We start from the raw sequence: 14,567 nt of genomic DNA, 5'->3' as shown, positions 1-14,567 counted from the left end.
ACATCTAAACAGACCCAGAAGATCTAACCAGAAAACTGTCCGACCTGTTTATTGCAACAATTGCGCGATGTTAATCCTGCGCTTTTAAACATGGGGGGTACCACATGAACGATACCATGCTACTGGACCTGACCGCCGGTTACGTTACAGAAGACATAGCTCCAACCCTGGATGTCTACGAAGAAATTGAGCGGTTAAAACGCGAGAAAAACGCAATCATTCTTGCGCATTACTACCAGGAGGCCGAAATCCAGGATATTGCTGATTATATCGGTGATTCCCTCGGGCTCGCCCGGCAGGCTGCCAACACGGATGCTGATATCATCGTTTTTGCCGGCGTACACTTCATGGCGGAGACGGCGATTATCGTAAATCCATCCAAAAAAGTAATTTTGCCAGACCTGAATGCCGGCTGCTCACTGGCTGATTCGTGTCCGCCTGATGCTTTTGAGGCCTTCATTAAGGCGCATCCCGGGCATACGGTAATCTCCTACATCAACTGCTCTGCGGCTGTTAAGGCGTTGAGTGACATCATTGTCACCTCGTCCAATGCTGAGCACATCATCCGCCAGATTCCTGAAGACCAACCCATCATTTTTGCGCCGGATAGAAATCTGGGCCGCTACCTTGCCAAAGAAACCGGTAGAGACATGGTGATTTGGGATGGGGTGTGTATTGTGCATGAAGTGTTCAGTGAACAGAAACTCGTCCAACTCAAGGTACAGCACCCGAAAGCAGAAGTGCTGGCGCATCCTGAGTGTGAAGAGGCCGTCTTGCGGCATGCTGACTTTATTGGCTCAACGTCTAATATCCTCCGTCACGCTTCAGAAAGTGAACTGGATACATTCATCGTTGCAACCGAAGTGGGCATTTTGCACCAGATGCAGAAGCAAAATCCAGACAAGACGTTTATTGCAGCCCCACCAGACAACGGATGCAGTTGCAACGAATGTCCGCATATGCGCTTGAATACCCTTGAAAAACTGTATCTTTGTCTCAAACACGAGCAGCCAGAAATCAAAATGGAAGAAGCGTTGCGCAAGCGCGCTTTGTTGCCTATCGAACGCATGCTCGAAATGAGTGCGGCCATAAAGTAGCCGTATTGTAATTCAACTGCCCAGGCCGCCCTGGCAGAGGTAATCTGCTGGTGCGGCCGGCGCAGCATCCAATCCCCGGTACCCATGGCTCTTGTTGACTGGCTTGTTGTTCTGTGTTATCTCCTGATCACAGTTGTCATTGGTGTTTACCTTTCCCGTCGCGCATCCCGCTCTGTTGAAGATTTCTTTGTATCGGGCCGCTCCTTGCCCTGGTGGTTGGCCGGCACGTCGATGGCTGCAACCACTTTTTCGGTAGATACACCGCTCTATATCGCGGGTGTAGTGGGAAGCCGAGGCATTGCTGGCAACTGGGAGTGGTGGGCGTTTGGTGTTGGACATGTCGTGCTGATTTACATTTTTGCCCGGCTCTGGCGCCGCAGTGAAATTGTCACAGACGCTGAGTTGATCGAACTTCGCTATGGCGGACGCCCCGCATCTATATTGCGTGCATTCAAGGCGTTTCTATTTGCCGTACCCATCAATTGTATAGCAATTGGCTACATCATGCTGGCTACGGTGAAAGTTGTGGGCACCCTAGGGATATGGGACGGGTTGGGTATCCTGGAAGGGGATACCGTGTTGGGGATGGACCCCAAGCTGTTGTCGGTTATAGGGGTTTCAGCGCTGGTGTTGTTGTATACCAGTTTTTCGGGGTTGTGGGGCGTAGTGATAACCGATTTCTTTCAGTTCTTTCTCGCCCTCTTTGGTGCTATTCTGGTCGCCTATTTTGCCGTCTCCAGCCCTGAAATAGGCGGATTAACCAATCTGATCGCTGGTGCACAGGAAAATACTGCGTTTGATGTGCTGGCTTTTGTGCCGCTGACCTTTGATGCAGATACGTTGTTGGGGATTGGGTGGAGTACGTTTGCCGGCATCTCTGCCTCGACGTTTGGTGCGTATGTATTCCTGCAATGGTGGACCTTTCGCCGATCCGACGGTGGGGGGGAGTTTATCCAGCGCCTCGCTGCTGCAAAAGATGAAGATGAAGCTGTTAAAGCAGCATGGCTCTTCAACGTGATGCATTATGTGGTGCGTACGTGGCCATGGATCCTGGTTGCGCTGGCCGCGCTTGTGCTCTACCCTGATCTGGAAGACAAAGAGCTGGGATATCCAATGTTGATGCTGGACTTCTTGCCGGTTGGCCTCCTTGGATTGGTGGTAGCGTCGTTGTTTGCGGCGTTTATGAGTACGGTATCTACAAACATCAACTGGGGCGCGTCTTACATCGTAAATGACCTGTACAACCGGTTTATCAATCCGGAGGCCACCCAGGCAGAGTTAATACGCGTGGGGCGTCTTGCTTCGGTGGTCATTACCGCATTTGGGGCATTGGCTGCGCTTTATGCTGAAAGCGTGGGCCAGGTATTCCGGCTTGTGATTGCTATCGGGACAGGCCCGGGGGTAGTGCTGATTCTGCGGTGGTTCTGGTGGCGGATCAATGCATGGGCAGAGCTCTCCGCTATGTTGGCCGGCTTTAGCATCGGCCTGTTTACTACGCTGGTGCCCGAGTTTACCATCGCCGATTTTGGCTTGCGTTTGTTTGTCATTGTGGGCATTACAACGGTCATCTGGGTAACCGTTATGTATGCCACCCGCCCGGAAGAGGATGCGGTATTGCTGAAGTTTTATGAAAAGGTGCGGCCTGCCGGACCCGGCTGGCAACATATAAGTAAACGGGCACAGGTTGAAATAGAGCAGGCGCTGGGTAAAGACCTGTTGCGTGTGCTGGGGGCTACCATGTTGCTGTTTGGCGTTATGTTTGGCGTAGGTGGTGCCTTGCTGTTGAAAACAGGTGTAGCCATCGTGATGTTCTTGATCGCGTTGGCTGGCGGTTTGCTTTTGCGCCGGCTCCGCTGGATGTGATGCTGCGTACCGCGTAATTTTTAAAAATGAATGTCTGAAGCCACGATAATACCCATTTTTCCGCTGGAACTGGTGCTATACCCCAGCGAGCAACTGCCGTTGCATATTTTCGAGGAGCGATACCGGGAGATGGTGGCTTACTGCCTTGAAGATGAAGCACCTTTTGGTATTTTGCTGGTCAACGAAGGCAAAATGGCAAACATCGGATGTACAGCGCACATCGAGCAGGTGGTGACAAAATATGATGATGGCCGGCTCGATATCATTGTACACGGCATGCAACGGTTTCGTGTTGAAGAAGTGTTTGAAAACAAGGTCTACATGACGGCATCTATCGACTTTTTGCGCGAGCCCGATGAGCCAGTGAAAAACGACATGCGAGAGCGCGTGATCACCCAGCACATGCGCTTGCTGGAACTGGCTGGCCGTAAAGTGCGCCCTACGACGTATCAGAACCTGACGGGCGTTTCGTTCTTTATCGCGCACAACGCCGGCCTGAAACCCAATCAGAAACAGGAAATCCTGGAGCTGAATTCAGAAAACGAACGCATCAGTTACCTGGCTGGCCACCTGGAAATGCTGATCCCACGGGTAGAGGAGTTTGAAGACGTGCGCAAGAAAGTGCAAAGTAACGGCCACTTTAAAGATTTTCCCTCTGAAGACTTACCTTCTGTAGATTAATTCTATCCCACGCAGGACATGCCTAAAATTGGAAACTATACGCTGCACACGGTCGAAACAGGGCGTTTTGGACTCGATGGTGGCGCCATGTTTGGCATTGTGCCCAAACCCCTTTGGGAACGCAAAATACCTGCGGACGCAAAAAACCGTATTCCCCTCAACATGCGGTGTTTGCTCCTCGAAGGAGAAGACCGGCTCATGTTGGTCGATAACGGATTAGGTGATAAATACGACGAAAAGTTTGCCAGTATTTTTGCTGTAGACCAGGAATACGCTTCGCTGGAACGCTCGCTGAATACCCTCGGCTATACCGCGGATGATGTAACAGACCTCATCATAACCCATTTGCATTTTGACCACTGTGGTGGCAGCACCCGCAGGGTAGGCGACAAGTTGGAAGTTGTTTTCAAAAATGCACGACACCACGTACAGCGCGAACATTGGGATTGGGCCCAGCATCCGAACGTGCGTGAACGCAATTCATTTCTGAAAGAAAATCTGCAGCCACTCGAAGATGCCGGCGTATTAAATTTTCTTGATGGCAAAACCCAGCTGGCGCCCGGCATCGAAGTGTTTGTCGCCCATGGGCACACGGAAGCGATGCAATTGGTGAAAATTGCAGATGGCTCCACAACGCTGGTGTATACGGCAGATTTGTTGCCTACGCATGCCCACATTCCATCTGCCTGGAATATGGCTTATGATCTACAGCCGATGGTCACCATCGAAGAGAAAGAAGCATTCCTGGCTGAAGCTGTAGCAAAGAATTGGCACCTGTTTTTTGAGCATGATCCTGAAGTAGCTGTAGCGAGCCTCAAACAAACCGACAGGGGCGTCCAGGTGGTAGATACGCGAACGCTAGCGGAACTGTAAGCTACCTCTCGGGTTTTCGAGACATCCCCTGTGTGTACCTCTCTTTTTATACCTTTCTATCTTGATTCTGCTGGGCTGGCATAGCTGATCTGTTGGCATCGTGTTACAGTATTACTGCACTATTGAAGTGCGTTAGTTAAAAGCTTTGCTACTCTTTCGCTGTATACCGTGTCAGCCCATTGCATCTCTGTCTCGTATTCCTTTTTGCACTTCTATAGATTCTGATCGATATGCACAATGTCTCGCTTGTGCGCACCGGTGGTGTTGTGCCGTCAGGTACTAACTCCGATGCCCCATGTATTGGCCTTTTATTTAATGATGATGCGTTGGCGCAAATGGTTGTTACCCAACTGAGTGATCATGTTGCTGGTATTCCCTGTGTCTCCCTGTCGGAGCGTGCTGAGTCAGTAGATATCGAACCAGCCCGGCTAGTGCAGGCTGCGCACGTATTTCTTGTAACCGACTGGCCGCTGGAGCAACTTTCGCAGCGTTATGAGCTACCTGCATTTGCGTCGGTCATGTTGGCTGGGGCCCTTGTTGGACCTGCGGAGCTCACTGAAAATATGATACCTGTAGCCATCGATGAGCAAACGGGTGAAAGGGTGGCTGACGAGGTGCGGAGCCGGCTCTTCCCGAGCAGCGATACCCAGCGCCTGCAACTGGCTTTGCAAAACGAGCAACAGGAGCGTTGGCTTGCCCAAATTGGCAACGAGCTTTCTGTGTTTTACCACAGCATCAGCAATCCACTTACCATTCTGTCGGGCAATATTCAGTTGCTCCAAATGTTAACAGATTCGATGCAAATCTCGGCGGATTTGATGAAGCCCATCGCTGATATTGCTACGGTGAGTGCCAGGTTTGAAGAAGACCTGAAAGCCATTGCAGCCCTGAAAGAAAAAATCAGAGCGGGTAATCTTGAAAAAGGAGAGCTTTGAACCGATACCTGTGGTGAGCCGGCCTGCAAAAATGGCCGGGCGGCTGCTTTACACGTACGGCATTGGGGCAAGCCATATGATCATATGGTAACATTCCATTCTTTCGTGCAATTAACGGAACTTGCAAGGAGCGAAAGATGTTTTTATCTCCTATCACGTAATACGGCCGGAAATTTGCTGATTTGTTGAATCAGTATTACCATGGCTAGCGAACTGTCGCTTACGTACGCTTAATTAAAATTCTTCAAGCAACCTGCCTATCGATCAAGACTGTTACGAACAAATTTAGTCTCATTTTTGAGATATCCATCATCTAACCGTAACAGCAAGGAGTACACAGTACGTTTCGCTACTGTACGATTTTCCTGACTGCACGTTTTATGTGTATAAGGAAAGAACTCCATTGTCAGTCTGATATTCTGACTCAATCATGCGCTTGAAGAAGTATATAGCTCTTCTTTTTCTGGTTGCCGGCCTGGTATTGCCAGGTATGGTACCGAATATTGCATTCGGGCAGCAGACCTCCATTGTAGTGCTCGATGAGCAGGCTACCCAGACGACTTATGAAATTAAGGCGACCTGGATGCAGTCCCTCAAGGCTGCCATGGATTCTTCCCAAAGCGTATCCCTGACTAACCGAAGCGCTTATGCCGCGGTGGCCGGCACCTTTGATGTGAGTGAGATGCTGCGGTTACCAACGCGTGCGATCCCGCAGGTCAGCGTCCTTGCTTCAGACTACGACGAAATTGCACTGCCGCTCAATGTCGCCTCAGATTCTGTTGCACTGGCCCTCGAAGGCACACCCGTCTACGTATCGAGCCCCGGCACATTCCGTAAAGCGCCTGTAGCTTCTCTGAATTTCCGTTTGTTGACGTATGACCGCGGTGCCGGCACCTTGAAACGGTACCGCCGGCTTGTTGTGCGCGTATCGCACCCGCAGGGCAACAATGTTGCAACGGGCTATAACGGTACCAACACTGGTTTTACTGCTGGTCGCCGAGACCCTATCGTATTCAACGCACATCTTGCCGTCACAGAAAGTGTGTTGGCTGAAGACGGTGTAATCAAGTTTCCCGTTACCCGCGACGGTATCTATCGCATCGACCGCACATTCCTCAGCGAGGCTGGCCTCAATCCAGATACCATTGATCCAGATCGTATTCAGATTTTTGGTAACGGCGGTGCACCTGTGCCGGAATTAAATGGCGATGAACGCGCAGCCGACCTCTTGCAGAACCCGGTATTTTCGCGAGGCGGAGGAGATGGTTCGTTTGATGATGCAGATGTCGTACTGTTTTATGGTGCCGCAACAACTGGCTGGACCTTCAATGCAGAAGACGAAGCCTGGGAGCACTACGTCAACCCGTTTTCTGTTCAGAACTTTTATTTCCTGAAAGTAGGCGCTGAAGAGGGCGTTCGGGTTGAAGCGCCGGCGTTTCCTGATTACCCCGATGCGACCGTTTTTTCCGAAGTCACGGGCCGCCTGTTTGTTGATTTTGACGATTTTAACTGGAGCAAACAAAACGGAAGTGGCCTCACATGGGTTAGCAGTCCGATTGACCCTACGGGCCGGCTGGATATTGTGACAGACTCGCTACCCGCTGGATTTACCGGAGGCGATGTTTTGTACCAGGGCCGCGTGGCCATCAAGTCGAACCCATCTGCCTTTGCACGATTTAGTAACGGCGAAACGCAATTGGGACAGGTACGTACGGGTACGGTACGGGCTGGACAGGAAGAACCTTCTGCCCGCCTTGCAGAGACAACGTTTACTGAGACCGTGGCATCTGGTGGCCGGCTCAATCTTTCTATGACGCTGGAGCAGCAACCAAACAGCCCTGAAGTTGCGCTGGATTGGATGCGTGCCTTTTATCCGCAAACGCTGGCTGCGCAAAATGGAATTGTACGGTTTGCAACGCCGGCAGGCGCATCAGGCCGGCTTGAGTTTGTGCTGGCTGGATTTGGCGCTCCGCCGCAAGTGTGGGATGTCACAAATCCTGATGAAATTACCCGTCTTGGCGTCTCCGGGTCAGGCAATGCATTTCGCGTTCAGCTTGAAGTTGGTACCACGCCACGTGAACTGATTGCGTTTGCTGAACAGTCAGCTGTCACCCTCGACGGCAGCCAGATCACGCCTGTTGCTGCGCAGAACTTGCATGGGCTCACCGATCTTCCTGATTTCGTGATCGTGACGCCGGCCATATTCAAACCCTATGCGGATGAACTCGCAGCCATGCGAACTGCAGGCGGCCTGAATGTACGCGTCACGTTGATTGAAGAAATCTACAACGAGTTTTCCGGTGGCCTTGTTGATATGCGCGCAGTACGGGACTATTTGCGCTTTGTGTATGACAAGGCCCCGACAGATGCGCAGCGCCTCAAGTATGCCCTCTTTTACGGAGATGGACATTTCAACTTCAGAAACCTGGGGGGCGATGCCATTGGCCTCTCAAACTGGATTCCGCCGTACGCGACGGTTGACTCGTTTACCCCAGATCGTACCTACACGAGTGACGACTACTTCGGATTATTGGATGAGGAGGAAGGCGCCTGGGTGTACCGCGGCTTTGGCATTCCTTCTGTTGGGGGCGCGCTGACAGAGCCTGTTGATCGCATGGATATTGGCGTGGGCCGGCTCACCGTACAGAACGAGGAAGAAGCCCAGGTACTGCTCGAAAAGATCAAACATTATGAAAATCCTGTAACGTATGGCGCGTGGCGCTCGCGTTATACGTTTATATCTGATGACGGTCCTACCGGATTGTCGGGTACAACAGACGATAAAGATCTTCATTTGCAAAACGCGGATGTTGTTGCTGAACTGGTCAAAGGCCAGTTTGCTGATGTGAACGTGAAAAAGATATACGCTTCTTCATTTGATCGCATTTTTCGAAACGGCTTCAAAATTCCGGGTGCGCGGGAAGAGATTATTAACAGCCTCGAAGAGGGCACACTGCTGGTTAACTATAGCGGACATGGTGGAGAAGAAGGCCTTGCACAGGAAGGCATTTTCACCGCTGAAGACGCAAAGGAGCTCGACAACTATGATCGGCTCGCCATATTTGTGACCGCAACGTGTTCTTTTGGTTGGTGGGACCTTGCCAACTACCAGAGTGGTGCTGAAGAATTGCTGCTGAACCCGAATGGTGGTGCCGTTGCACTGCTAACAACCGTGCGGCTTGTTTATACATCTTCAGACATTAACAGCCTTAATGTTGGCTTGAACCGCCAATTGGCCCGTGACATGTTTGAAGCGGATGATGAAGGTCGTCCGCGCCGGCTGGGTGATGTGCTGTTGCTTACCAAAAATACCCGTGTAGGGCTGCAGGGTAACAACAGAAAATTCAACCTGCTTGGCGATCCAACAATGCGCCTGGGGCTGCCCGGTCGTAACGTTGCGGTGACAGAAATTAATGATGTTGCTGTAGATGGAGAACAGGCACAGGTAAGGGCGCTTGATAAAATTAACATCAAAGGTGAAGTTCAAACGTTGAATGGCACGATTGATGATAGTTTTAACGGCGTAGTAGATTTAACAGTATTTGACGCTGAAAGACGCGTTCCGATTGACAACCAGCAGCATCTTGCTACACCATATTACACAGTAAGACAAGATTTAATATGGCGCGGACAGGTGCAGGCAAACAGTGGTGCGTTTAATGCAACGTTCGTTGTGCCAAAAGATATTTCGTACAGCAATCAAGCGGGACGACTTTCAGTATATGCCTTCGGTGATAATTCCCATGCACTGGGGTATAACGAAAACTTCCTGGTGGGTGGCACGTCGGCCAACCCTCCTAATGACAACGATGGACCACAGATAACGCTATTCCTGAACGATACCACCTTTGTTTCAGGTGGACTCACGTCTCCTGAACCTAAACTTATTGTTAAGCTGTTTGACGAGAGCGGAATCAACACCGTAGGTGCTGGTGTTGGTCACGAAATGCTGCTTGTTGTTAATGAAGATGAACAAAATGCCATCGACATTAGCAGCGGCTTCAGAAGCGAGACCAACTCATTCCAGAACGGTGTCGTAGAGTGGGATTTGTCGCAGCAACAACTAGGTTCTAATTCTTTGTCATTACGTGCCTGGGATGTCCTCAACAACTCCTCATCCGCCACACTGGATTATTTTGTGGCTGCGGATGAAGACCTGGTGTTGAAGAACGTTTACAACTATCCCAACCCAACTGCGGGAGATACCAAATTTGTGTTTGAGCACAATCAGCCAATTGGCACCAGTGCTTCAATCCAGATCCGGATCTACACGCTGAGCGGCCGGCTCATCCGTTCTATCGAAACGGACGAACCCCTGATCGGCGGTGTAATTCAGCTACCGTGGAATGGCAGAGACGAAGACGAAGACCGCCTTGCAACAGGGGTATATCTATACAAACTTCGGGTAGAGGTTGAGCGCCAGGATGGCGAACGACAGGTATCCGAGAAAATTGAAAAACTGGCCATTATTAGGTAATGGCCTCAATTTGAGGGACAACCTCTACCAGTACTTCGCATCCTCGGATGTTGAAATAAACGATATTGTGCGCCGCGTCATGCAGTTTTAAACATGGCTTGCAGCTCACAGCAATGCTTACTCATTATAATCTTTCTACAATCATGACTTCTGATTTTGTTATCCGTCTGGCCTCCTATGTCAAGCGCCGCAATGCAGTTACTGCATGCCTGGTCGCGGTCCTCGGGGTTTTAGGATTTGCTTCTCCTGCGCAGGCTCAGGTGGGTGGCGCAGCTGTTGTTTTCCTGAAGATTGAGCCCGATAGCCGCTCTGCCGGTATGGGTAATGCGGGTGTAGCCCTGGCCGACAATGCTAGCGCCAACTTCTGGAATCCTGCAGGTCTTGCATTCCAGGAAGGTACCGAACTGGGCCTTACGCACTCCAACTGGCTGCCTGAATTTAACGCCGGCTTGTTCTACGAATACTTCATGGCCAAAAAACATTTCCCAGGCTGGGGAACGTTTGGTGCACATGTTACCTACCTGTTCCTCGGCGAACACGAAGGACGTGACGGCCAGAACAACCCAACAGGTACGTTCCGGTCTTATGACCTCGCGGTTGGTCTGTCTTACGGTGTGAAGCTGTCAGAAACGTTCTCAATTGGTACAAGCGTTCGCTTCATCTATTCCAACCTCGCACCTGGCACCCAGGTAGAAGGGCAGGAAACAAAAGCAGGTGTTGTTGGGGCGTTTGACCTCGCAGCCCTCTACCGTACACGTCCATTCCCGCTGGGTAGCTCGCAGGGTCAGTTCTCTGCCGGCTTCAACCTTGCCAACATGGGACCTAAAGTACAGTACTCAGATAGTGAGCAGGCTGACCCGATTCCAACCAACCTCCGCTTTGGTTATGCGTTCACGGTTGAGTTCGACGAATTTAACAAGTTGACGCTTGTAAACGACTTCAACAAAGACCTCATCAAAGTTGATGAAAACAACGTTGCGGATCCGTTCTACAAAGCCATTTTCTCTTCCTGGTCACCTATTGAAGTGCGTACAAACGCGTTTCAGGATGAAGACGCTGAACTCGAAACGCTTGGCGTGATCGACCAGCTGACCATCGGCGCCGGCCTTGAGTACTGGTACAACAACCTGTTTGCGCTGCGTACGGGTTACTTCTACGAGAACCCATACAACGGTAACCGGAAATTCCTCACGCTGGGTGCTGGTATCCGTTACAACATCATCGGGGTAGACTTCTCGTATATCTACGCTGTTGAAGAAGATTCGCCGCTGGCCAACACCATGCGTTTCTCTCTGCTGTTGAATCTGAATCGGTAAGTAAGGGTTAGAGATCGTTCCAGGTCATATAGGTCATTTAAAGAATACAGAGGCTGTGGTTAAAGCGAAGCGTATTGACGGTGTTCTGGAACGATCTCTCTTACTTTTGCTGGCACTCATTTTATGGGTGCCTGCTTCGCTTTTTGCACAGCAGAAAGCAAATGAAGCACCAGGGAATCGGCAACTGAACCTGTCTTCCTCTTACTTGAATGCACGCGCAGCGGTGAACCGTGATTTGCCGGCTTTGCCCCTTGATGCCGTTGCCGGTGGTCTCTTGCAAAGCCCCGCTGCACCACAATACGACGTCGTTGCCCTCCGCGTAGCATTTCAGGCAGACACCTCTCGCTTTACAACCGGTACAGGGCAATTCTCAGGCGCCCTTTTTGATACGCTGCGGAGCATTGTTGACCCGCTCCCGCACGACGCCGGCTACTTCGAAGCCCATCTCGATTTTTTGTCCAATTACGTGGCCCGCGTGTCCGACGGGCAAACCACTGTCAATACACACCTCATTCCCGAAGTGGTAGTGGTTTCGCAGGAAATGGCTGCGTATAGCCCAACCGGCCTGGAAGCGAGTTCAGATGCTGAGCTAAGCAAACTGGCTTCGCTAGTAGACGAAGCATGGGGCCTTGCGGATGCGCAGTCTTCATTTGATATGTCGCAGTTTAACCCGGCGACTACAGCCTTTGTACTGTTTCACGCCGGCGTGGGCCGCGACATTGAACTGGTAGGCACCAGCCTCGACAAAACCCCGCAGGACCTCCCAACCATTTACTTCAACGAGCCTTCGCTGCAGCGACTATTGCCGGGGAATGCAATCTCGTTCAACAACTTTCCGGTCAACCACACCATCCTGATGCCGCGTACAGAGTCGCGGTTAGGCTTTGATTTTATCCAGGACATTCCATTTCTGGTTGAGTTTTCAATCAACGGATTGCTGGCCTCCAGCTTTTTCAACTTCCTGGAAGTCCCGGACCTGTTTGACACCACAACAGGGGAGAGCGCTATCGGGCCGTTTGGCCTCATGGATCCGCTAGGACTTTTTGCCTTCAACGGCCTGTTTCCTCCTGAACCCAGTGCCTGGACCAAGTTGTACCTTGGCTGGGCTGATCCTGTTGTTGTAGAAGGCGCTGATGCCCAGACCATTACGCTAAATGCAGCCGGCCTCAATACGCCCAACGAAATGGCGCGTGTGCCTATCTCGGCATCAGAATATTTCCTCGTCGAAAACCGCAACCGCGATGTTGCCAACGACGAACTGACCATGACCATCTACCAGGATGGCGCGCTGGTCACCCAGACGGTAGAAATGGGGCAAGAAGACTTTAATTCTACATCAATTGACGCATTTGTTGGCGGGGTAGTTGTTGATGTAGATGACTACGACTGGGCCATGCCGGGCGGGCTGGATGTTGATGGCAACCGGCTCGAAGGCGGCATTCTGATCTGGCATATCGATGAGCGGCTGCTTGCGGAGCGCCTGCCTTTAAACCAGGTCAACAACGACGTGAACTTACGCGCAATTGACCTTGAAGAAGCAGATGGCGCGCAAGACATTGGCTTTCCTTCTGACAACATTTTTGGGCCCCAGGCCTTTCTTGGTACCCCATTTGATTTCTTTTACCAGGATAATCCGGTTGTTGTGATCAACGGTGCCGGCGAAGAAATTCGCTTGTATACCAACCGGTTTGGTGAGGATACCTATCCGAATAGCAATACAAACGCGGGTGGGGCAAGCTTCGTCGAGTTGAATGGCTTTACCCCGCCTGGGCCGTCGATGTCGTTTACGTATGGCCGGCCGGCTAACCCGAATGTGACCCCGCTGGACGGTTTTCCTGTCATTGAGGATCCTACGATGTCATCAGATGCTTATCTCACGGCATTTGCAGATGTGTCAGATGGCATTGTTGTGCAGAGCAGGGTGAATGAAGTTGCGGTGCTATCCCAAGGTGTTGCTGATCCCTTGCTTATCCAGCGCGCCGTCGTAGACAGCCCGGTTTTGTTGCCGGGGAATCGTCTGGCTGTACTTGGTGCCTCTGGTGATGCCCAGACGGCCCGTTTGGTGCTTCTCGAAAACGGAGCAGAGCGCGAGATTGTGTTACCCGACTTACGGGTGCGCTCAACGCGGAATCAGTTGATCTATGATAACCGCGAGAACCGGCTATATGCGTTGCTTGGCAATCCTAATGGCGCTTCGTCACTTGTTTCGATTGACCTTGATCCAGACGCATCGTTTGCATCTACGCTACTACCCAGTACAGATGATATTGCGATTGCGTTGAACAAGCGCGGCGATGTTGTCCGATTGCATGAAGGAGGCGTTACCTGTGATGCCTGTGGTGTTTCCTGGCGCTATGATCCGGCAAATGCCGGTAATGTAGGGCAACTGGTCATGGGGGAAGACGAATCCGGACTAGTTGGTGCGTTTACCGATGTTGTCGGGGAGAAGGTGGTATTCTTACGCGCAGATGGTAATACAAGTGTAATAGACTTGCAGCAGTTTGCGCCGTCCGGAGCTACCTATCAAGCAAGTGCACTGCCCATTTTGCTAGATGTCAATCGCGACGGACTACTTGAGGTACTGCTTACCTCTGGGCCAAACCTGCTCGCTTTCCATGCCGGTGGTGGACTATTTGAGGGATTCCCGATTGTCATACCGGCTGAGGCGTCAACCCAACCTATTGTAGCCAACTTAACAGGCGGCTCTTCAAATTGGGAAATTCTAGTAGCTGCGCGTGATGGATATATCTACGGCTATAGCCTGGACGAAGAAGATGCAACGCAACAAATCCCAGGATTTCCACTAGCGGTAGGCGCTGATATTATTGCTACACCGCTTATTCGTGGCAACACGCTCTATGCTATAGACCGGGAAGGCAGTGTCAAAGCCTGGGTGCTGGAAAACCTGATAGATATTTGGTGGGGAGAGCAGGCGCACAATCTTTATAGAACCAATTTTGTAGACGCAGAAGAAGTTTTTGAGTCTACATCAGGGCCTAGACCGAGCGGAATCTTTGTAGAAAATGAAAACTACAATTGGCCTAACCCAATTCGAAACGGTGAAACACATTTCCGGCTTTCTCCATCACAGGATGTACAGGTAACCATTACCATCATCGATTCTGCTGGCGGCCTCATCGACAAACTGGTGGTGGAAGAAGTTGTCGGTGGGACAGCCACAGATATCCGCTGGCAGACGGATGCCGGCAGCGGCCTGTACTATGCTCGCCTCGAAGCCCTGGCTGCTGATGGGGCTCAAGAAACCCGGTTGATCAAACTTGCGATTATACGTTAAGGGAAGACGCTGAAAAATAAACTCTACATA

At 51.1% G+C, this 14,567-nt stretch carries 8 protein-coding genes; all 8 read left to right on the top strand.

Features of this window, described 5'->3' with window-relative positions; genetic code table 11:
* The first annotated feature begins 104 nt into the window (after window positions 1-104).
* On the top strand, window positions 105-1,097 hold the full coding sequence (gene nadA, locus AAF564_00960; GenBank protein ID MEM8484079.1) for a quinolinate synthase NadA: 993 nt from the start codon (window positions 105-107) through the stop codon (window positions 1,095-1,097).
* 84 nt (window positions 1,098-1,181) lie between these two features.
* Window positions 1,182-2,960 carry a sodium:solute symporter family protein gene (locus AAF564_00955; GenBank protein ID MEM8484078.1) on the top strand — a complete coding sequence of 593 codons (1,779 nt, stop codon included), beginning with the start codon at window positions 1,182-1,184 and terminating at the stop codon, window positions 2,958-2,960.
* A gap of 30 nt (window positions 2,961-2,990) precedes the next feature.
* Window positions 2,991-3,641, top strand: a complete 651-nt coding sequence (locus AAF564_00950; protein ID MEM8484077.1) for an LON peptidase substrate-binding domain-containing protein — start codon at window positions 2,991-2,993, stop codon at window positions 3,639-3,641.
* Window positions 3,642-3,659: 18 nt separating this feature from the next.
* Window positions 3,660-4,514, top strand: coding sequence for an MBL fold metallo-hydrolase (locus AAF564_00945; GenBank protein ID MEM8484076.1), 855 nt, complete (start codon window positions 3,660-3,662; stop codon window positions 4,512-4,514).
* A gap of 230 nt (window positions 4,515-4,744) precedes the next feature.
* Window positions 4,745-5,449, top strand: a complete 705-nt coding sequence (locus AAF564_00940; GenBank protein MEM8484075.1) for a hypothetical protein — start codon at window positions 4,745-4,747, stop codon at window positions 5,447-5,449.
* A 436-nt stretch (window positions 5,450-5,885) separates the two neighbouring features.
* Window positions 5,886-9,926 (top strand): type IX secretion system sortase PorU, encoded by a 4,041-nt coding sequence (porU, locus tag AAF564_00935; protein ID MEM8484074.1) that lies wholly within the window; start codon window positions 5,886-5,888, stop codon window positions 9,924-9,926.
* A 143-nt stretch (window positions 9,927-10,069) separates the two neighbouring features.
* Window positions 10,070-11,242: a type IX secretion system outer membrane channel protein PorV gene (gene porV, locus AAF564_00930; GenBank protein ID MEM8484073.1), complete on the top strand. Its 1,173-nt coding sequence runs from the start codon at window positions 10,070-10,072 to the stop codon at window positions 11,240-11,242.
* Window positions 11,243-11,297: 55 nt separating this feature from the next.
* The gene (locus tag AAF564_00925) at window positions 11,298-14,537 is read left to right on the top strand and encodes a hypothetical protein (protein ID MEM8484072.1); all 3,240 of its coding nucleotides are present in this window, start codon (window positions 11,298-11,300) and stop codon (window positions 14,535-14,537) included.
* Window positions 14,538-14,567 lie beyond the last annotated feature (30 nt).

It is taken from the genome of Bacteroidota bacterium, assembly GCA_039111535.1.
Classification (GTDB): Bacteria; Bacteroidota; Rhodothermia; order Rhodothermales; family JAHQVL01; genus JBCCIM01.
This window is presented reverse-complemented; position numbering and strand designations above follow the sequence as displayed.